Annotated in this window: 16 protein-coding genes and 1 pseudogene; 8 read left to right on the forward strand and 9 right to left on the reverse strand. The window is 72.7% G+C overall.

What is annotated here, in order from left to right:
• Positions 1 to 47: 47 nt before the first annotated feature.
• Together ACY1JF_RS07335 and mshB are read right to left on the reverse strand one after the other, a co-directional pair.
• The gene (locus ACY1JF_RS07335; RefSeq protein WP_462704166.1) at positions 48 to 476 is read right to left on the reverse strand and encodes a DUF6113 family protein; all 429 of its coding nucleotides are present in this window, start codon (positions 474 to 476) and stop codon (positions 48 to 50) included.
• Positions 473 to 1,336, reverse strand: coding sequence for an N-acetyl-1-D-myo-inositol-2-amino-2-deoxy-alpha-D-glucopyranoside deacetylase (gene mshB / locus ACY1JF_RS07340; protein WP_462704167.1), 864 nt, complete (start codon positions 1,334 to 1,336; stop codon positions 473 to 475). Before mshB ends, ACY1JF_RS07335 begins: the two co-directional genes overlap by 4 nt.
• A gap of 106 nt (positions 1,337 to 1,442) precedes the next feature.
• On the opposite strand from mshB, the gene ACY1JF_RS07345 reads away from it, so the two are divergent.
• Positions 1,443 to 2,288 (forward strand): helix-turn-helix domain-containing protein, encoded by an 846-nt coding sequence (locus ACY1JF_RS07345; RefSeq protein WP_462704168.1) that lies wholly within the window; start codon positions 1,443 to 1,445, stop codon positions 2,286 to 2,288.
• A complete protein-coding gene (locus tag ACY1JF_RS07350) occupies positions 2,285 to 2,485 on the forward strand; it encodes a DUF397 domain-containing protein (protein WP_462704169.1) in 201 nt (66 codons plus the stop codon). The genes ACY1JF_RS07345 and ACY1JF_RS07350 overlap by 4 nt, the downstream gene beginning before the upstream one ends.
• A gap of 394 nt (positions 2,486 to 2,879) precedes the next feature.
• On the opposite strand, the gene ACY1JF_RS07355 is transcribed toward ACY1JF_RS07350, so the two are convergent.
• Both ACY1JF_RS07355 and ACY1JF_RS07360 read right to left on the reverse strand, forming a co-directional pair.
• Complete coding sequence (locus ACY1JF_RS07355; protein WP_462704170.1) at positions 2,880 to 3,449, reverse strand: hypothetical protein; 570 nt, start codon at positions 3,447 to 3,449, stop codon at positions 2,880 to 2,882.
• Positions 3,450 to 4,649: 1,200 nt separating this feature from the next.
• Complete coding sequence (locus ACY1JF_RS07360; RefSeq protein WP_189415312.1) at positions 4,650 to 4,844, reverse strand: hypothetical protein; 195 nt, start codon at positions 4,842 to 4,844, stop codon at positions 4,650 to 4,652.
• A 199-nt stretch (positions 4,845 to 5,043) separates the two neighbouring features.
• Here ACY1JF_RS07360 and ACY1JF_RS07365 point away from each other — a divergent pair, with 199 nt between their 5' ends.
• Positions 5,044 to 7,167, forward strand: a complete 2,124-nt coding sequence (locus tag ACY1JF_RS07365; RefSeq protein WP_462704171.1) for a S9 family peptidase — start codon at positions 5,044 to 5,046, stop codon at positions 7,165 to 7,167.
• A gap of 151 nt (positions 7,168 to 7,318) precedes the next feature.
• Here the strand turns inward: ACY1JF_RS07365 and ACY1JF_RS07370 are convergent, their stop codons facing one another.
• Genes ACY1JF_RS07370 through ACY1JF_RS07390 form a run of 5 tightly spaced genes read right to left on the reverse strand, consistent with a single transcriptional unit; the run spans position 7,319 to position 12,888 of the window.
• Positions 7,319 to 8,359 (reverse strand): ABC transporter ATP-binding protein, encoded by a 1,041-nt coding sequence (locus ACY1JF_RS07370; RefSeq protein ID WP_462704172.1) that lies wholly within the window; start codon positions 8,357 to 8,359, stop codon positions 7,319 to 7,321.
• Positions 8,343 to 9,326 (reverse strand): ABC transporter ATP-binding protein, encoded by a 984-nt coding sequence (locus tag ACY1JF_RS07375; RefSeq protein WP_462704173.1) that lies wholly within the window; start codon positions 9,324 to 9,326, stop codon positions 8,343 to 8,345. Before ACY1JF_RS07375 ends, ACY1JF_RS07370 begins: the two co-directional genes overlap by 17 nt.
• A gap of 9 nt (positions 9,327 to 9,335) precedes the next feature.
• Positions 9,336 to 10,343: an ABC transporter permease gene (locus ACY1JF_RS07380; protein WP_462704174.1), complete on the reverse strand. Its 1,008-nt coding sequence runs from the start codon at positions 10,341 to 10,343 to the stop codon at positions 9,336 to 9,338.
• The gene (locus tag ACY1JF_RS07385; RefSeq protein WP_462704175.1) at positions 10,336 to 11,259 is read right to left on the reverse strand and encodes an ABC transporter permease; all 924 of its coding nucleotides are present in this window, start codon (positions 11,257 to 11,259) and stop codon (positions 10,336 to 10,338) included. The genes ACY1JF_RS07380 and ACY1JF_RS07385 overlap by 8 nt, the downstream gene beginning before the upstream one ends.
• Before the next feature lie 6 nt (positions 11,260 to 11,265).
• Positions 11,266 to 12,888, reverse strand: coding sequence for a peptide ABC transporter substrate-binding protein (locus ACY1JF_RS07390; RefSeq protein WP_462704176.1), 1,623 nt, complete (start codon positions 12,886 to 12,888; stop codon positions 11,266 to 11,268).
• A gap of 321 nt (positions 12,889 to 13,209) precedes the next feature.
• Here ACY1JF_RS07390 and ACY1JF_RS07395 point away from each other — a divergent pair, with 321 nt between their 5' ends.
• The 5 genes and pseudogenes from ACY1JF_RS07395 (at position 13,210) to ACY1JF_RS07415 (ending at position 19,559) form a co-directional block, all read left to right on the forward strand.
• Positions 13,210 to 15,096 (forward strand): ABC transporter substrate-binding protein, encoded by a 1,887-nt coding sequence (locus tag ACY1JF_RS07395; RefSeq protein WP_462704177.1) that lies wholly within the window; start codon positions 13,210 to 13,212, stop codon positions 15,094 to 15,096.
• Positions 15,097 to 15,140: 44 nt separating this feature from the next.
• Positions 15,141 to 16,175, forward strand: a complete 1,035-nt coding sequence (locus ACY1JF_RS07400; RefSeq protein ID WP_462704178.1) for an ABC transporter permease — start codon at positions 15,141 to 15,143, stop codon at positions 16,173 to 16,175.
• Positions 16,172 to 17,101, forward strand: coding sequence for an ABC transporter permease (locus ACY1JF_RS07405; RefSeq protein WP_462704179.1), 930 nt, complete (start codon positions 16,172 to 16,174; stop codon positions 17,099 to 17,101). The genes ACY1JF_RS07400 and ACY1JF_RS07405 overlap by 4 nt, the downstream gene beginning before the upstream one ends.
• Positions 17,098 to 18,084 (forward strand): annotated as a pseudogene (locus tag ACY1JF_RS07410) (ABC transporter ATP-binding protein); the annotation flags it as partial. The gene ACY1JF_RS07405 and the pseudogene ACY1JF_RS07410, both read left to right, overlap by 4 nt.
• Positions 18,085 to 18,569: 485 nt before the next feature.
• Positions 18,570 to 19,559, forward strand: coding sequence for an ABC transporter ATP-binding protein (locus tag ACY1JF_RS07415; RefSeq protein WP_462704180.1), 990 nt, complete (start codon positions 18,570 to 18,572; stop codon positions 19,557 to 19,559).
• Positions 19,560 to 19,621 lie beyond the last annotated feature (62 nt).

The raw sequence follows: 19,621 nt of genomic DNA on the forward strand, positions 1-19,621 counted from the left end.
GAAACCCACACCGGACCCGCACCCGCGCGCGGCGGCGAAGTAGTACGTCACTTGCCAAGTCGGACGGCGCCGCCGTCCGGTTGCCGCACGGGGGCGAGGGTGGCGCAGATCACAGCCACGGCGATGCCCCCGAGCAGGAAGAGGTACGAGCCGCTTCCCGCGGCGAAGACGAAGTCGCCCTCCGGTCTGCTGGCGGTGAGGAACATGACCGCGACCGCCCAGCCGGCGGCGGGCGCGACGGCCCCGCCCCGGCGGCCCACGGCACGGGCGGCGCCCACGCAGAGCCCGGCCTCGGCGGCGAGGGCGAGCAGCAGCCCGCCCGGGAACCACGCGGGCTGCACCAGCGCCCCGGCCATCCCGGTCAGCGCGCCGAGCACGAGGAGCCCCAGGTGGAGGGCGGCGGTCCCGAGGGACGGCGGGCGCAGCGGCTGGGCGAGCGGGGAGACCTGCCCGGTCGCCGCGTTCCGGTCGCTCACGACGCCTCCTCGGTCCCCGCGAACAGGTCGCTCGCGCGCCCGTCCGGCACGGTGGCGCCCACCAGCTCGTAGTACTCGGTGGTGAACAGCGGCTGGGCCAGCGCGTTGGAGAGGGCGAAGTACGGTCCGGCGACCTCGATCTGTGTGGCGTGCGCCCGCATGGCCGCGGCCTTGGCGGCGGCGTACGGGGTGCCGTCGGCGACGATCTCGGCGCCGATCCGCTCCTCCCCGACGACGCCCGGTACGTCGTCGACGGCGGCGGCCCGGTCGAAGGGGAGGCCGGGCAGTTCCTCACCGAGCCGCGCGAAGGCGGCCTCGGCGGCCGGGCGCGGGACGCGGTTCCAGTAGATCCTGGCGATGCCGCAGCCGGCCTCGGCGGCCAGTTCGGCGGCGCGCATGGCGACGCGGTGGGCCTGGATGTGGTCGGGGTGCCCGTAGCCGCCGTCCGGGTCGTAGGTGACGAGGACCTGCGGGCGTACCTCCCGGACGACCTCGACCAACAGCGCGGCGGCCTCGTCGACGTCCGCCTGCCAGAAGCAGCCGGGGTCGTCGTTGTCGGGCAGCCCCATCATCCCGGAGTCCGCGTACCGGCCCGGTCCGCCGAGCAGCCGGACGTCCGTCACGCCGAGCGCGCCCATCGCGGCCCGCAGCTCACCGAGCCGGTGCTGCCCGAGGGCGGCCCCGCTCAGGTGCGCCAGCTCGGGCGGGATGACCTCGCCCCGCTCCCCGAGCGTGCAGGTCACCAAGGTCACGTGGGCGCCCTCGGCCGCGTACTTGGCCATGGTGGCGCCGTTGTTGATCGACTCGTCGTCCGGGTGGGCGTGCACCAGCAGCAGACGCCGGGAGGGCAGTTCCGTCATGGGCTCCACCCTACGAGGGGTTTTCCACAGGCCGGGACGCGGCGCGGGCTTCTCCCTCTACCTTGATGCGTGACAGATCCGACACGGACGGTGACCGGAGGGGTGGATGTCGGAGGACGACGAGGCGAGCTGGGCGGTCGACCCGGACGACGAGTGGGGCATGGCCGTCATCGCGACGGTCGGACGCCAGTTGAAGCTGCGGCGCGAGGCGGCGGGGATGCGGGCGTGCGACTTCGCGGCGGAGATGGGGTACGGGGAGGACCTGGTCTACAAGGTGGAGGGCGGGAAGCGGATCCCCCGGCCCGGCTATCTGGAGAAGGCGGACCGGGTACTGGACGCGGGCGGACTGGTCGCCGCGATGCGGCAGGACGTGGCCAAGGTGCGGTACCCGAAGAACGTAAGGGACTTGGCCAAGCGGGAGGAGAAGGCGGTCGAGCTTCTGCTCTACGACCCCCTCCACGTCCACGGCCTCCTTCAGACGCCGGGGTACGCGCGTGCACTGTTCCGCATGCGGCGGCCGATGTACGCGGCGGAGGAGATGGAGCGAGGAGTGGCGGCGCGCATGGCCCGGAAGTCGGTCTTCGAGCGGGACCCCGCACCCGACTTCAGCTTCGTGCAGGACGAGTGGGCCCTTCGGCGGCCGCTCGGCGGCAAGGAGGTGCTGCGCGGGCAACTCGAACACCTCCTGGAGGTCGGACGGTTGCCTACCGTGGAGATCCAGGTCATGCCGATGGACCGCGAAGAGCACGCCGGGGTGGACGGCGGCATCGAGGTCATGAAGTTCGAGGACGGCACATCGGTGGGCCGCTCGCCAGGGTTCAGCCACGGCCGCCCCGTCTGCGAGCCCAAACAGCTCCGTATCCTTGAGCTGCGCTTTGGAATCATCCGCGGGCAGGCTCTCACGCCGCGTGAGTCGGCCGCCTTCATCGAAGACCTGCTGGGGGAGACATGACCCGCACCACCGCATCCGACCTCGCGTGGTTCAAGAGCAGCTACAGCAGCGGCGCCGAGACGGACTCCTGCGTCGAGATAGCCACCGCCCCCCACACCGTCCACGTACGCGACTCCAAGCACCGCCCCGCCACCGGCCCCCGCCTCGCCCTCGCGCTGCGGGCGTGGGGCGCCTTCGTGGCCGGGCTTCGCGACTGAGCCGTCACGGCGACGGCCGCGCCGAAGCCCGGGAGGACGAGCGCGCCGGCCGGCGGGAAGCGGACCGGCTCGGTCATGGGCCGGCGCAGACATCAGCGGACTCACGGGAGGTGTGCCGCGTTCCGTGATCGCCGCGGAACACGGGCCCGGCCGGATGCCCCGGGTCGCGGCGGCCACCTCCGCTCGGCCCGCATCCAGTTGCGCAGCGTCTTCCGGCTGGCCCCCGGGTCCCTACCGCCGCCCTCGAAGGCAGGGCTCGTGTCCAACTGGTACAGCGCGACCGCGTCCGCATCGAACTGGGGCGAGCAGACCTTCGTCACTATGTGAATCGCCCCTCACCCGGCCCCTGCCAGGGTCGGGATCGGAGGCGCCCACCACTCGGGGGAAGGTCTCGCTATCGCCTGGGGCCTGTTCCCCTCCCTTGCTGCTGACCGAAGCCAGCGGATGTGCCTGGGGTCGTTGCCGAGGAGTTGCCTTGCCTGGTGCCGCCCTGGTCCTGCGACCCCTGCCCCAGCGCGGCGAACCGGGCGCGCTGGGCTGCCGCGGCATTCGGCGCGTCTGCGATCATCTGCTCGACGGAAGGGAGCCCGCGCTGCTCGGTTCCCATGGCAGCGACGCGCGGATCAGCCGCAGGCTGCTGGCCCTGCTGCCCCTGTCCCAGCGCGGCGAACCGGGCCTGCTGGGCTGCCGCGGCGCGCGGCGCGTCTGCGATCATCTGCCCGACGGAAGGGAGCCCGCGGGGGGGCTGCTCGGTTCCCATGGCAGCGATGCGCGGATCAGCCGCAGGCGCGGCTACTGGACGATTGTGGTGGCTCTGGGTGTTTTGCGCTTCGGCAAGACCGGATTTGACCAACCATTTGCCATCATTTCCCATCTCCACCCGGAAGCCGCCCACGTCTCGCAACGCGATCGCCGTCAGCGGCCCCACCCCACGTTCGTCCCTCATGACGTTCTGCAGATACACGCGGAAACCCCGTTCCCGTCCCTCTGCGTTCCCCCGTTGCGCCGGCCTCACCCCCCTCTCTCCCGCTCCCGGGCCGCCGTCACCGTAATACGAACGCGCCTCGTTTGCCCTTCTCTGGTCTTCTTCGAGTGGTACTGACTGCATTCACAGCTCCTTCATCGGTCCCTGGTGGCAGTCGTCCGGCTGCTTCGGCGTGCTCAGCGCACCGTCCCTGGCAACGGGCGGCCGTCCAAAGCGGTTCACTGGCGCGGGCTTGAGCCGTGCAAGCGTCTCTTCGAACCGTTCCGGGGTCGGCGGAGACTCGGTTCCGTGAAAGGTTCGAGGCATGACAAGCCCCTCCTCTCTCCCTGAGCCGCGCGGACGAGCGTCCCGCGGGGTCGCCGAGGTCCTCGGCGGTCAAGCGGAACGAGATCGGCTCCGGGCAGCGGCCGGGCGCGACGCCGGAGGAAACCACGGCGATGCGGGCGCGGAGGGAGGAGGACACCGAACTGTCGCGCGCCAACGGCATCCTGAAGGCTGCGGCGTCTTCCCTCGTGGCCGGGCTCGACCGGTCTCACACACGCTCGCAGCGTTCATCGACGAGCACCGGGACGGCTTCGGCGGTGTCGGGCCGTTCCGCCAAGTGCTCATCGGGCAGGACCGCACGACCGCCCTTCGCCTACCGCGCGGCGAAGAAGCGCGCCGAGGACCACGAGACCGACTTCCGCGTCCACGGCACCAGGAGAAGGTCTGGCGTGAGCCGCACCGGCAGGGCCGCCCGGTGGCGCGGTGCACCGTCGTACGCCTCATGCGGGAACCCGGTGTCAGCGGCGCCGTCCGGCCACCGGACCTGCTGGACCACGAGTCCGTCGCGCCGGCTCCCCACCGCTGCCGGGACGCCGACTTCACCTACTCAGAAACCGGCCGGGAGGGGGCCATGCCGCCTTCGTCGCCGATACGGCACCCGTACGGGTCGGCGAAGGCTATGATCGGCGCCCACGTGGGGCCGTCACTGTCGCGCACGCGGGCACCGCACCGCCGCACCTGTACGGCGCCGCGCAGGACGAGCCGCAGGAGCAGGGCTCCGGACGCACCGCGCGGCAGGGTTTCCAGCAGGCCGTCCGGCGCACCCGGCCTTCCCCGTCTCCGGCGCGCTCGTGCGTTCCGGGGACGGGGACGCGGTGACGTACCGGTCGGTCGTGGTGAGGGACGGGGACGGGGTCAGAAGCTGATACTGCCGATCATGCCGGCGATGTTCGAGGTCAGTTCGCTGATCGTGGGGGCGATCGTGGAGGAGGCGAGGTAGAAACCCAAGAGCATGCAGACAACCGCATGCCCCGCCTTCAGTCCGGACTTCCTGATCAGCAGGAAGACGATGATCGCCAGCAGCACCACCGCCGAAATCGAGAGTGCCACGGCGGCTCACCTCCAAAGAACCCAGGGACATGGGGGGATCGAACAGTCGGGACGTCGGCACGGAACCATGGGGCAGGTAAATCCGCACAGTGGGCAGCAGGTTGATACCCACTGTGCGCTAGTGATCATAACTATCCGTACGCGCGCATCGGGTGGCGCACAGCCGCACAAGGGGGCGCATGGCCAATATGGTCAGGGCATGACGACCGAGCCTGTCTCCTTCCCCAAACGGCACGCCCGCACCCAGCGGTTCACCCTCGGCGCGCCGCGTTCGTTCACCGTGGCGCCCGACGGTTCGCGTGTCGCGTTCCTCCGCTCCGCGTCCGGCACGGACCGGGTGAACGCGCTGTGGGTGCTCGACCCCGCGAGCGGCGAGGAGCGCCTGGCGGCCGACCCGCGCGTCCTGCTGGGCGGCGCCGAGGAGCACCTCCCGCCCGAGGAGCGCGCCCGCCGCGAACGCAGCCGCGAGGGCGGCTCCGGCATCGTCGGCTACGCTACCGACGCCGCCGTCGAGTTGGCCTCTTTTGCCTTGTCAGGGCGGCTTTTCACGGCCGAGCTGCGGGCCGGTACGGCACGTGAACTGCCCGTCGCCGCACCGGTGGTCGACCCCCGCCCCTCCCCCGACGGGCGGCACGTCGCCTATGTCGCCCGCGGCGCCCTGCGGGTCACCGGCGCCGAGGGCGGCGACGACCGGGCGCTGGCCGAGCCGGAGGCAAAGGGCGTCTCCTACGGTCTGGCGGAGTTCGTCGCGGCCGAGGAGATGGGCCGGGCCAGGGGTTTCTGGTGGGGTCCGGACTCGGACCGGCTGCTGGTCGCGCGCGTGGACGACACGCCGGTACAGCGGTGGTGGATCTCCGATCCGGCCCACCCGGACCGTGACCCACACCACGTCCCGTACCCGGCGGCCGGCACCCCCAACGCGGAGGTCCGGCTCTTCGCGATCGGCCTCGACGGTACCCGCGCGGAGGTCGGCTGGGACCGTCGGCGCTACCCGTATCTGGCGCGAGTGCACTGGTCAGCGGCGGGTGCCCCGCTGCTGCTCGTACAAGCGCGCGACCAGCGCAGTCAGCTCTGTCTGGCCGTGGACCCGGAGTCGGGGAAGACCCGCATGGTGCACGCCGATGAAGATCGAATTTGGCTGGAACTTTTCCCCGGGGTGCCCTGCTGGAGCCCGTCCGGACAGCTGGTCCGGATCGCCGACGAGGGCGGCGCCCGGGTCCTGGTGGTGGGGGAACGCCCGCTGACGGGAGCCCAGCTGCACGTGCGGGCCGTGCTGGACGTGTCCGACGAGGACGTGCTGGTCTCGGCGTCGGCCGGGGCCGAGGCGGCCGAGCCGGAGACCGGCGAGGTGCACGTCTACCGGGTGAACGAGCTGGGCGTGGAGCGCGTCTCCGCCGTCCCCGGCGTGCACTCGGCCGTGCGCGCCGGGGACACGGCCGTCCTGGTCTCCGCGACCCTCGACCGGCCGGGGAGCCGGGCGCAGGTCCTCCGGGGCGGAAAACCGACGGTCACTGTCACCTCTTATGCCGAAGATCCCGGTCTGTTCCCGCGCGTGACGCTCACTCTGGGGGGCGCACGCCGCGTACCGTGCGCCGTGCTTATGCCAACGGACTACCACGGTGACACCTCCCTCCCCGTCCTCCTCGACCCCTACGGTGGTCCGCACGGTCAGCGGGTGGTGGCCGCCCACAACGCCCACCTCACCTCCCAGTGGTTCGCGGACCAGGGCTTCGCGGTGGTGGTCGCCGACGGACGCGGCACCCCGGGGCACTCGCCCGCCTGGGAGAAGGCCGTCAAGGACGACCTCGCCGCGGTCGTCCTCCAGGACCAGGTCGACACGCTGCACGCCCTCGCCGCCGACTTCCCGCTCGACCTCGGCCGGGTCGCCATCCGCGGCTGGTCCTTCGGCGGCTACCTCGCCGCCCTCGCGGCCCTGCGCCGCCCGGACGTCTTCCACGCGGCGGTGGTCGGCGCCCCGGTCACCGACCTGCGCCTCTACGACACCCACTACCAGGAGCGCTACCTCGGGGACCCGAACGAACGGCCGGAGGTCTACCGGCGCAACTCGCTGATCGACGACGCGGGCCTGGTCGACGCGGCCGGGCCGCACCGCCCGATGATGATCATCCACGGGCTGGCGGACGACAACGTGGTGGTCGCCCACTCCCTGCGGCTGTCCTCGGCCCTGCTGGCGGCCGGCCGCCCGCACGAGGTGCTGCCGCTGTCCGGCGTCACCCACATGACCCCGCAGGAGTCGGTCGCCGAGAACCTGCTGCTGCTCCAGGTGGACTTCCTGAAGCGCTCCCTGGGGATCGGGGGCTGAGGCACGGCAACGGGCCGGGGCGACATGGCGCACCCCGGCCCGTTCACGGCACCCGCACGGCCGTACGCCGAAGAGCTTCCCGCGTCCGTATATCGCTACGGATTCCGTGAAGTTGCCTGTGTGTTAAGGACGTTCCTCCCGCTTCGCACGCTTATGTCCCCGGCGGCACGACCACCCTCTCCTCCGCGAAGTGGCACGCCGAGTCGTGCGCCGCGGGCCCGCCGGTTTCCCGCAACCCCGCCGGGACCGCCAGCTTCGGCACCTCCAGCGCGCAGCGCTCTTGCGCCTTGAAGCAGCGGGTGCGGAAGCGGCAGCCGGAGGGGATGCCGGCCGGGGACGGCACGTCACCGGCGAGGATGATCCGCTCGCGGTGTTCGCGGGCCTCGGGGTCGGGCACCGGCACGGCGGACAGCAGCGCCTGGGTGTAGGGGTGGGTGGGGTGGTCGTAGATCTCGGCGTCCCGTCCCGTCTCCACGATCCGGCCCAGGTACATCACGGCGACCCGGTCGGAGATGTGCCGGACGACGGAGAGGTCGTGGGCGATGAAGAGGTAGGAGAGGCCGAACTCGTCCCGCAGCCGGCCCATCAGATTGATGACCTGGGCCTGGACCGAGACGTCCAGCGCCGAGACCGGCTCGTCCGCGACGATGATCTCCGGGCGCAGGGCGAGGCCCCGCGCGATGCCGATGCGCTGGCGCTGGCCGCCCGAGAACTGGTGGGGGTAGCGGTTGATGTGCTCCGGGTTGAGGCCGACGACGTCCAGCAGGTGCCGCACCCTGCGCCGCCGGTCGCCCCTGGGCGCGGCCTCGGGATGGATGTCGTACGCCTCCCCGATGATGTCGCCGACCGTCATGCGGGGGTTGAGGGAGGTGTAGGGGTCCTGGAAGACCATCTGGATGTTGCGGCGTACGGCGCGCAGGGCGCGGCCGGTCAGGCGGGTGATGTCCTCGCCCCTGTAGCGGATCGACCCGGCCGTCGGCCGCTCCAGGCCGACCAGCAGCCTGGCGACCGTGGACTTGCCGCAGCCGGACTCCCCGACGATGCCGAGGGTCTCCCCGGCGGCGAGGCGGAAGTCGACGCCGTCGACGGCCCTGACCGCGCCGGTCCGTCTCCTGAGGAGGATGCCGCCGGTGAGCGGGTAGTGCTTGACCAGCCCCGTCACTTCGAGGATCGGTTCAGCCGCCGAGGCCATCGAGGCACTCCCTCCAGAAGTGGCAGGCGCTGCCCCGGGCGCCGCTCACCTCGTGGAGCGGGGGGACGTCGGTGCGGCAGACGTCCTGGGCCATCGGGCAGCGCGGGTGGAAGGCGCAGCCGGGCGGGACGGCGGTGAGGCTGGGCGGCAGGCCCTTGATGGCGTACAGCTCCCGGCCCTTCCGGTCGAGGCGGGGGACGGATTCCAGCAGGCCGCGGGTGTAGGGGTGGGCGGGGGCCCGGTAGATCTCGTGGACGGGTGCCCTCTCCACGATCCGGCCCGCGTACATCACGGCGATCTCGTCGGCGACGTCCGCGACCACGCCGAGGTCGTGGGTGATGAGGACCAGGCCCATGCCGTACTCGCGCCGGAGGTCCGCGAGCAGGTCCATGACCTGGGCCTGGACGGTGACGTCGAGGGCGGTGGTCGGCTCGTCGGCGATGATGAGCCTGGGCTCCAGGGCCATCGCCATGGCGATCATGACGCGCTGGCGCATGCCGCCGGAGAACTGGTGCGGGTACTGCCGTACGCGTTCCGCCGCGGCGGGGATGCGGACGCGGTCCATCAGCTCGACGGCCCTGGCGCGGGCGTCCTTGCGGGACGTCCCCCGGTGCACGGTGAACATCTCGGCGAGCTGGTCGCCGACCGTCAGCACCGGGTTCAGGGACGACAGCGCGTCCTGGAAGATCATCGCCATCCCGGCGCCGCGCACCTTGCGGCGCTCCTCCTCCTTCAGGGTCAGCAGGTCGCGTCCCTCGAAGAGGACCTGGCCGCCGGTGATCCGGCCGGGCGGGACGTCGAGGATGCCCATGACGGTCTGGGCGGTGACGGACTTGCCGGAGCCGGACTCGCCGAGCACGGCGAGGGTGCGGCCGGCGTCCACGCCGTAGCTGACGCCGTTGACGGCCCGGGCGACACCGTCCCGGGTGCGGAACTCCACGCGCAGATCGCGCACTTCGAGCAGCATGGCGGCGGCTCACCTCAGCTTGGGGTCGAGGGCGTCGCGCACCGCGTCGCCGAGCATGATGAACGCCAGGACGGTGATCGCGAGGGCCCCGGAGGGCCAGAGCAGCGCGTGCGGGGCGTTGCGCACGTAGGGGGCGGCGGCGGAGATGTCGATGCCCCAGGAGACGCTGGGCGGCTTCAGGCCGACTCCGAGGAAGGACAGGGTCGCCTCCAGGGAGACGTAGGTGCCCAGCGCGATGGTGGCGACGACGATGACGGGGGCGACGGCGTTGGGCGCGATGTGGCGGAGCAGCAGCCGGGAGTTGTTCGCGCCGAGGGCGCGGGCGGCCTGCACGTAGTCGTTCTGCTTGGCGGTGATGACCGCGCCGCGGGCGATCCGGGAGACCTGCGGCCAGCCGAGCAGCACGATGAAGCCGATGACCGGCCAGACGGTGTTGCTGGTGATGACGGAGAGCAGGACCAGGCCGCCGAGGACGACCGGGATCGCGAAGAAGACGTCCGTGATCCGGGAGAGGACCGCGTCCCAGACCCCGCCGAAGAAACCGGCGAGCCCGCCCAGCACGCTGCCGAGGACGGCGACGCCGAGCGTGGACAGGACGCCCACCAGGACGGACGTACGGGCGCCGTGGACGGTGCGGGTGTAGACGTCGCAGCCCTGGCCGTTGAAGCCGAACGGGTGACCGGGCCGCGGGCCCTCCTGGGCCCTGGCCAGGTCGCAGTGGAGCGGGTTGCCGGAGGCGATGAGGGACGGCCGGACGGAGACGACGACGAGGAAGCAGATCACCAGGGCGGAGAGGAGGAAGACGGGACTGCGGCGCAGGTCGTGCCAGGCGTCGGACCACAGGCTGCGGGCCCGCCCGTCGGCGGCCGGCGGGGCCGGCTCCCGCGGACCGGTGTCCCGCGGTCCGCGGGGCCGCTCCTCCAGGGTCACGGCCTCGCTCGCGCCCAGGTCCGCCGGCCCGCCCGCACCGGTGCCGGCGAGGACGCGTTCGGACTCGTGGGGTTCCTGTTCAGGCATAGCGGATCCTCGGGTCGAGTACGGCGTACAGGAGGTCGACGAGGAGGTTGGCGACGAGGAAGACCAGCACCAGGACGGTGACGAAGCCGACGACGGTCTGGGTGCTCTGGCGCAGGATGCCCTGGTAGAGCTGGTAGCCGACGCCGTGGATGTTGAAGATCCGCTCCGTCACGATCGCCCCTCCCATCAGGGCGCCCACGTCGGTGCCGATGAAGGTGACGACCGGGACGAGGGAGTTGCGCAGCAGGTGCCGGGTGATCACCCGGCGGCGCGGCAGCCCCTTGGCGACGGCCGTGCGGACGTAGTCGGAGCGCCGGTTCTCCGCGATGGAGGTGCGGGTGAGGCGGGTGACGTACGCCAGTGAGACCGAGGCGAGCACCAGGCCGGGCAGGATCAGCTCGTCGACGCGGGCCTCGGAGGAGACGGACGGGGCGGTCCACCCCCACTTCACACCGAGCAGGAGCTGGAGGAGCAGGCCGGTGACGAAGGTGGGGACGGAGATGACGACGAGGGTGACGAGGAGGACCGCCGTGTCGGCGGGGCGGCCCCGGCGCAGACCGGTGAGCACGCCCAGGGTGACGCCGATGACGACCTCGAAGACGACGGCGATGACCGTCAGCCGGACGGTGACCGGGAAGGCGGTGCCCATCAGCTCGGTGACCGGCCGGCCGTTGAAGGCGGTGCCGAAGTCGCCGGTGAAGACGTTGCCCAGGTAGGTCGCGTACTGCTGCCAGACCGGCTCGTCGAGGCCGAACTCCCTCCTGAGCCGGGCGGCGGTCGCCGGGTCGCACTCCCGGTCGCCGCACAGCCCGGCGACCGGGTCGCCCATGACGTTGACCATCAGGAAGATCAGCAGGGTGGCCCCGACGAAGACCGGGACCATCTGGAGCAGCCGTCGGATCACATAGCGGCCCACGGCGGATCAGCCCACCTTGATCTCGTCGTACACCGGGACGCTGAACGGGTTGAGCCGCACGCCGGAGAGCCGGTCGGAGTAGCCGGCGCTGCCGTTCTGGTACCAGAGCGGGATGGCGGCCATGGAGTCCCGGACGACCTCCTCGGCCCGCTGGAAGTCCTTGATGGCGGTGGCGGTGTCGGTCTCGCCGTTGGCCTTGTCGATGAGGGAGTCGAACTCGTCGTCGGACCACTTGCCGTCGTTGGAGGAGCCGTCGGTGTGGTAGAGCGGCTGGAGGAAGTTCTGGATGAGCGGGTAGTCCATCTGCCAGCCCGCCCGGAAGGGGCCGCTCATCTTCTTGCCGGTGATCTGGTCGCGGAAGTCCGCGAAGGTGCCGACCGGGTTGCCGACGCACGCCTTGTCGTCGCCGAGGACGTTGTTGACGGAGTTGCAGACCGCGTCGACCCACTGCTTGTGGGAGCCGGTGTCCGAGTTGTACGTGATCTTCATCTGTCCGCCGGGCAGCCCCCCGCCCTCCTCGATCAGCTTCCTGGCCTCGTCCGGCCTGTAGCGGCACGCCTCACCGCACAGCCCCTCGTGGTAGCCGCCGTCCGCGCCGAGCACGGGCGAGGTCCAGTCGGTGGCCGGGGTGCGGGTGCCGTGGAAGATCGTCTCGGTGATCCGGTCGCGGTCGATCGCCATGGACAGGCCCTTGCGGACCTTCTGTGAGCCGCTCTTGTTCCAGTCCTCGTCGTAGTACGGGAAGGCGAGGGTCTGGATGATGCCGGCGGGGGCGTTGATGTACCGGTCGCCCAGGTCGCTCCTGACGTTCTTCAGCTGGGCGGCGGGGATGTCGTCGACCAGGTCGAGGTTGCCGGCCATCAGGTCGGTGTAGGCGGTGTTGTTGTCGGTGTAGACCTTGAGGTCGACGCCGCCGTTGGCCGCCTTGTCGTCGCCGGGGTAGCCGTCCCACGCGCGCAGGGACATCTGCGAGCCCCGGGTGTAGCTCTCCACCCGGTACGGGCCGTTGCCGACCGGCTTCTTTAGCCAGCCGGCGTGGTCGTCGAAGAAGGCGCGGGGCAGCGGGGCGTAGGCGGGGTAGCCGAGGGTGTCGGGGAAGGCGGAGAACTTCTGGCCGAGCGCGACGGTGAAGGTGCGCTCGCCGGTGACCTCCAGCCCGGACAGGGTGTCTGCGCTCTGCTCGCCGCCGTCCTGCGGGTGGACCCGGTCGTAGCCCTCGATGTAGCTGAAGAAGTAGGCGTTGCGCTGGTTGTTCCTCAGGGACGCCCCGTAGTTCCAGGCGTCGACGAACGACCGGGCGGTGACCTTCTCGCCGTTGCTGAACGTCCAGCCGTCCTTGACGGTGACGGTGAAGTGCCGCGAGTCGGCCGTCTCGATCCTCTCGGCGAGCATGTCCTGGGCCTCGCCGGTCCGCGGGTCGTACCGCTTCAGGCCCCGGAAGATCATGTCGAGGACCTTGCCGCCCTGCACCTCGTTGGTGTTGGCCGGCTCCAGGGGGTTCGGCGGGTCGCCCCAGGAGGAGCTGAGCACCGCGTCGGCGCCCCCGCCCCCGCCGCCCCCGCAGGCCGTCGTCCCGAGGGCTATCACCGCCGCGCACGCGGCCCGGGTGGCGTAGCTCGCTCCGCGCATGGGTGCCTCCTCGTGTGCGCCACGCGCCCGTCTCCAGACGCGGAAATCGGTTCAACCAACTATCACCCCATAAATTCGCTATGCCCTGTTCATCCCATCCGTCCGGGGGACACGGCGGCCGGGACGCGCCGCCGGTCCCGTACCAGCAAGGCGTCAAAGGTCTGGACCACTGACGCGCGACGGAACAGCGGCATCTGTGTTTCCGCTGGCCACACGGGTTCTCGGGGCCCGTTGACGCGTGCATACGACACTGATAGACACTCTCCTCACGCAGGTGGCGCCACTGCCGACCCGTCCGGACGACGACGCGAGGTCACCACCATGAGCACGGAAGAACAGCACGGCTCGGGGCGCACCCGCCCGCGGTCACGGCGTTCCGGGCCGTTCTGGCTCCGCGCGCTGCGGCGGGCGGCCGGCGCCGGGGCCGCGGCCCTGCTCCTCACGGCCGGCCTCACCACCCCGCTCGACCCGGCGGAGCGGCGGGCCGCGGCGGCCGACGACGGCCAGCGGGTGCTGACGGTGGCCGTCGCGCAGAGCGTCGACTCGCTCAACCCGTTCCTGGCCACCCGCCTGGTCAGCACCAGCGTCCTGCGGCTGATGTACGAGTACCTGACCGGCTACGACGCCGGCGACGGCCACACCGTGCCGGGGCTGGCGACGAAGTGGACGCCGTCCGCCGACAAGCTCACCTGGACCTACACCATCCGCTCCGACGCCACCTGGTCGGACGGACGGAGGATCACCGCCGAGGACGCCGCCTGGACGTTCCGGACGATGATGACCGACGAGAAGGCGGGCACCGCCAACGGCAGCTACGTCGGCAACTTCAAGAAGGTGTCGGCGCCGGACCCCACCACGCTCGTCGTCGAGCTGGAGAAGCCGCAGGCCACCATGGTCGCGCTGGACGTGCCGATCGTGCCCAGGCACGTGTGGGAGAAGGTCGGCGACCTCGGGAAGTTCACCAACGACAAGGCGTTCCCGGTCGTCGGCAGCGGCCCGTACGTCCTCACCGGCTACCGGGCCGACAGCTACGTACGGCTGAGGGCGAACCCCGGCTTCTGGCGCGGGGCGCCCCGGTTCGACGAGCTGGTCTTCAAGTACTACAAGGACGGTGACGCGGCCGTCGCCGCGCTGCGCAAGGGCGAGGTGTCGTTCGTCAGCAACCTGACGCCCGCCCAGGCCGACGCCCTGGAGGGCCAGGAGGACATCGAGGTCAACGACGCGCCGGGCCGCCGCTTCTACGCCCTCGCCACCAACCCGGGCGCCCGCGCCAAGGACGGCACCCGCTTCGGCGACGGCGACCCCTCGCTGCGCGACCCGCGGGTGCGCCGGGCCCTCTTCCTCGCCGTGGACCGCGAGACCCTCGTCGACCGGGTCTTCCAGGGCCGCGCCGTCGAGGGCGCCGGCTACATCCCGCCCCGCTTCGGCACGTACTTCTGGAAACCCTCCGCCGAGCAGGAACTCGCCCACGACCCCGAACGGGCGGCCCGCCTCCTCGACCGGGCCGGCTACCGCAGGAACGCCGACGGCGAGCGGACCGGCAAGGACGGCGAGCCCCTCAGCTACCGCCTGCTGTGCCACGCCACCGACCCCAACGACAAGGCGGTCGGGCAGTACCTCACCGAGTGGTGGGGCGCCCTCGGCATCGGCGTGGAGCTGCGGTGCCTGGACAACGTGTCCGACCCGTGGCTGGCCGGCACCTACGACCTCGCCATCGACGGCTGGTCGGTCAGCCCCGACCCCGACTTCGTCCTCTCCATCCACACCTGCGACGCGCTGCCCGCCACCGAGCACGACACCGGCGCCACCGACAACTTCATCTGCGACCGCCGCTACGACGACCTGTACGCCCGCCAGCTCGCCGAGTACGACCCCGGCAAGCGCGCGCAGCTGGTCAGGCAGCTCCAGTCCCGGCTGTACGACCTCGGCTACATGAACGTCATGGCGTACCCGAACGCCCTGGAGGCCTACCGCACCGACCAGGTGGCCTCGCTGAGGACGATGCCCGAGGACGGCGGCAACATCTACGGCCAGGACGGCTACTGGAGCTGGTGGTCGGCGGTGCCGGCCGAAACCGGGGACGACACGGAGGGCGGCGGCGACTCCACCGGGGTCGTCGTCGGGATCGCCGCGGGGGCCGTCGTACTCGCCGGGGCCGGTGTCCTGTTCGCCCTGCGGCGCCGCTCGACCGCCGACGACCGCGAGTAGCCGGTGGCCCCCGACCCGACCCGTCCGGCGCGGGGTGGGCGCCGATGACCACGGACTCCGTGTCCCGGACGGCACCGGCGCCCGCCGCCACCGGCCGCCACCGCGCCGCCTACGTCCGCTACGGCCTGGGCAAGCTCGGCGGCGCGGCCGTCTCGCTCCTCGCCGTCCTCGTCACCGGTTTCTTCCTGTTCCGGCTCGTCCCCGGCGACCCGGTGAGGACCATGACCGGCGGCCGTCCGGTCTCCGCCGAACAACTGGCCAGCTACCGCGAGGAGTTCGGCCTCGACCTGCCGCTGTGGGAGCAGTTCACGGACTACTGCGGCAAGGCCCTCACCGGGGACCTGGGGACCTCCTACCAGTTCCGTACGCCGGTCACCGGGAAGATCGCCGAGGCGCTGGGACCCACCCTGCTGCTGACCGGCACGGCCTTCGTCCTCTCCACCGCGCTGGGGATCCTCCTCGGCACCCGGTCGGCCTGGCGGCACGGACGCCTCGCCGACCGGCTGCACACGGGGCTGGCGCTGACCCTGTACTCCCTGCCGTCGTTCTGGCTGGGCCTGCTGCTCATCATCGCCCTCGGCGTCGGCGCCGGCCCGGTCCCCGGCCTCTTCCCGACCGGGGGCATGGAGTCGGGCGGGGAGCGGGGCCTCGGGCACGTCCTCGACGTCGCCCACCACCTGGTGCTGCCGGTGGCCACCCTGGTCGCCGTCGAGTACGGGCAGACGCTGCTGGTGACACGGTCGGCACTGCTCGACGAGAGGGGCAGCGACTACCTGACCACCGCGCGGGCCAAGGGCCTGCGGGACGACCTGGTACGCCGCCGGCACGCCGTGCCCAACGCCCTGCTGCCCACCGTCACCCTGGTCTTCGTCAACCTCGGCCGGACGGTCGCCGGGGTGGTGCTGGTGGAGACCGTCTTCTCCTGGCCCGGCCTGGGCGGCCTCTTCTACCAGGCGCTCAGCGTGCCCGACCTGCCCCTGGTGCAGGGGCTGTTCCTCTTCTTCGCCTCGGCGGTGATCATCCTGAACACGGTGGCCGACCTGCTCTATCCGCTGCTCGACCCACGGGTGGGGCGATGACCGCGCCGCCCGCCTCCCCGGCGCCCGCGGCGCCCGCCGGACCCCGGGCGCTGGCGTGGCGGCGGCGGCGCCGGGCGGCGGCCCGGTTCTGGCGGGAGTACCGCACCCACCGCGCCGGACTGGCGGGCCTGGCCGCCCTGGTGCTGCTGGCGCTGGCCGCGCTGACCGCGCCGCTGACCGTGGGCGGTGACGTGGCCGACGTGACCGGGGCGCCGGGCCGGCCGTTGCAGGGCCCGAGCGGGGAATTCCCGCTGGGCACCGACCGGTTCGGCCGCGACCTGCTCGGCCTGCTGGTCTGGGGCACGCGCGTCTCCCTGCTGGTGGGGCTGCTCGCGGCGGTGCTGTCGGTGGCGATCGGCGCGGTGGCCGGCATCACCGCCGGCCACTTCCGGGGGGCGTACGCGACGGTGGTGATGCGGATCACCGACTGGTTCCTGGTGATGCCGGCCCTGGTGCTGGCCATCGCGCTGGCGACGGTCATGTCCCGCTCGCTGGGTACGGTGATCCTGGCGATCGGCGTCACCTCGTGGCCGACCACGGCCCGGCTGGTGCGCGCCCAGACGCTGGCGGTGGAGGCCCGGCCGTACGTCGAGCGGGCCAGGGCGCTCGGCGGCGGGCACCGGCACGTCATGGTCCGGCACGTGCTGCCCAACGTCATGCCGCTGGTGCTGGCCCAGACGACCCTGATGGTCTCCGCCTCCGTCCTCGCCGAGGCCACCCTCGCCTTCCTCGGGCTGGGTGACCCGACGGTGGTGTCCTGGGGCGGGCTGCTCCAGGACGCGCGGGAGGCGGGGGCGGTCAGCTCCGGGGACTGGTGGTACCTGGTGCCGCCGGGGGTCGCCGTCGCCGCCGTGGCGCTGGCGTTCACCCTGTGCGGGCGGGCGGCGGAGTCGGTGCTCGACCCCCGGCTGGGGGTGGGGCGGTGACGCTTCTCGAGGTGCGGGACCTGCGGGTGACCTATCCGGGCGGGGTGAAGGCGGTGCGGGGCGTCGACCTCACCGTGCCGGCCGGGCGGAAGCTGGGCATCGCCGGTGAGTCGGGGTGCGGCAAGTCCACGCTGGCGCTCGCGCTGCTGCGGCTGCTGCCGGCCGGGACCGAGGTGAGCGGGCGGGTCCTGCTGGACGGGGAGGACGTGCTGACCATGCGGTGGGGCCGGGTACGGGCGGTGCGCTGGGCCGGGGCGTCGATCGTGTTCCAGGGGGCGATGCACTCCCTCAACCCCGTGCACCGGGTGGGCGACCAGATCGCCGAGCCGGTCCTGCTGCACCAGCGGACCGGCCGGGCGGCGGCCCGCGCCCGCGCCGGTGAGCTGCTGGAACAGGTCGGCCTGTCGGCGGCGCGGGCGACGGCGTACCCGCACGAGCTGTCCGGCGGGCAGCGCCAGCGCGTGATGATCGCCATGGCGCTGGCCTGCGCGCCCCGGCTGATCGTCGCCGACGAGCCCACCACCGCGCTGGACGTGATGGTCCAGGCGCAGATCCTCCGGCTGATCGAGCGGTCCGTCACCGAACGCGGCCTGGGCCTGATCATGATCAGTCACGATCTGTCCGTACTGGCGCAGACCTGCGACCGGCTGGCGGTGATGTACGCGGGCCGGGTGGTCGAGGAGGGGCCCGCCGGGGCCGTCCACGAGGGGGCCCTGCACCCGTACGCCGAGGCGCTGTCGGCCGCGTTCCCGCGCGTCGGCGACCCGGCCTCCCGGTTTGCGCCCCGCGGTCTGCCCGGTGACCCGCCCGACCCGGCCGCCGTGCCCGCCGGCTGCGCCTTCCGTCCGCGCTGCCCGGTCGCGCTGGACGACTGCGCCACGCACGACGTCGCCCTGCGGGAGGCGGCCGGGGACCGGCGGGCCGCGTGCGTCCACGTACCGGAGCCGGGACCGGGCGGGGCCGGGCGGCCCGGTACCGGGGGTGCCCCGCCGGGGACCGGCGAGGGCCGGCACGGGACCGGGACACCGGACGGGGACAGCACCACCGCCCACGGACAGCCGCCGGCCACCGGCGGAGACCGGCACGGGACCGGGACACCGGACACGGGCAGCGTCCCCACCACCGCCCACGGGGAGCCGCCGGCCACCGACGGGGACCGGCACGGCACCAGAACACCGGACGGGGACAGCACCACCGCCCACGGACAACCACCGACCACCGACGGAGACCGGCACGCCACCGGGACACCGGACACGGACAGCACCCCCACCACCACCCCCGGACAACCACCGGCCACCGGCCGAGACCGGCACGCCACCAGAACACCGGACACGGACAGCACCCCCACCACCCCCGGACAACCACCGGCCACCGACCAGGACCAGGCGGCCCCGCCCCGCAAGCCGCCCTCCGGCGCCGGCCGGGCCGCTCCCGGTGGCACCCCGGCCGGCCCCACCGGAAGGACCGCATGACGACCGCGCCTCCTCCCCCGCTGCTCGGCGTGAGCGACCTGCGCGTCACCTTCCCCGGACGGCACGGCGCCCCGCCGGCCCGGGCCGTGGACGGCGTCGGCCTCACCGTGCGGGCCGGTGAGATCGTGGCGCTGGTCGGTGAGTCGGGCTGCGGCAAGACCACCCTCGCCCGGGCCCTGCTCGGGCTGGTCCGGCCCTCCTCGGGGCGGATCGAGTGGGCCGGGCGGCCGTTGGAGTACGGGGCACGGGCTCTGAAGGCCCACCGCAGGCGCGTCCAGTTGGTGCTCCAGGACCCCGGCGGCTCGCTCAACCCCCGGCACACGGTGTACGAGGCGGTCGCCGAAGGGCTGCGCGTGCACGGGTGCCCCGGTGACGAGGAGGAGGCCGTCACCGGGGCGCTGGCGCGGGCGGGGCTGCGACCGCCGGAACGCTTCCTGCCGCGCCACCCGCACGAACTCTCCGGCGGCCAGCGCCAGCGGGTGGTGATCGCGGGCGCGCTGGTCCTCGCGCCCGAACTGCTGGTCGCCGACGAGCCGGTGGCCTCGCTGGACGCGTCGGTGCGCGGTGAGATCCTGGCGCTGCTGCTGCGTCTGCGCGCCGAGCTGGGGCTGGCCGCGCTGGTCGTCACCCACGATCTGGGGCTGGCCTGGAACGTCGCCGACCGGGTGGCGGTGATGTACCTGGGCCGGATCGTGGAGACGGGCCGGGTCGAGCAGGTGCTGACGGCACCCCGGCACCCGTACACCCGGGCCCTGTTGTCGGTGCTGCCCCACACCCCGGGGGATCCGGTGGTGCTGTCCGGTGAGCCGCCGGACCCGTCCCGGGTTCCCTCCGGGTGCCGGTTCCGCGTCCGGTGCCCGGTGCTCGCGGACGGGGAGGCCGAGCGGGCGGGGGTCGCGGAGCGCTGCCACGGCGAGGACCCGTCCCTCACGGGCGAGGGCGGGCCGAGCCGGGTCGCGTGCCACTGGGCCGCCGCCCGCGCCTGACGGGCGGCGGTCGGCGGCTGACGGGCGGAAGCCCGCGCCTGACGGGCGGAAGTCCGCGCCTG

The sequence above is a fragment of the Streptomyces sp. SYSU D01066-1 genome (genome assembly GCF_054956795.1).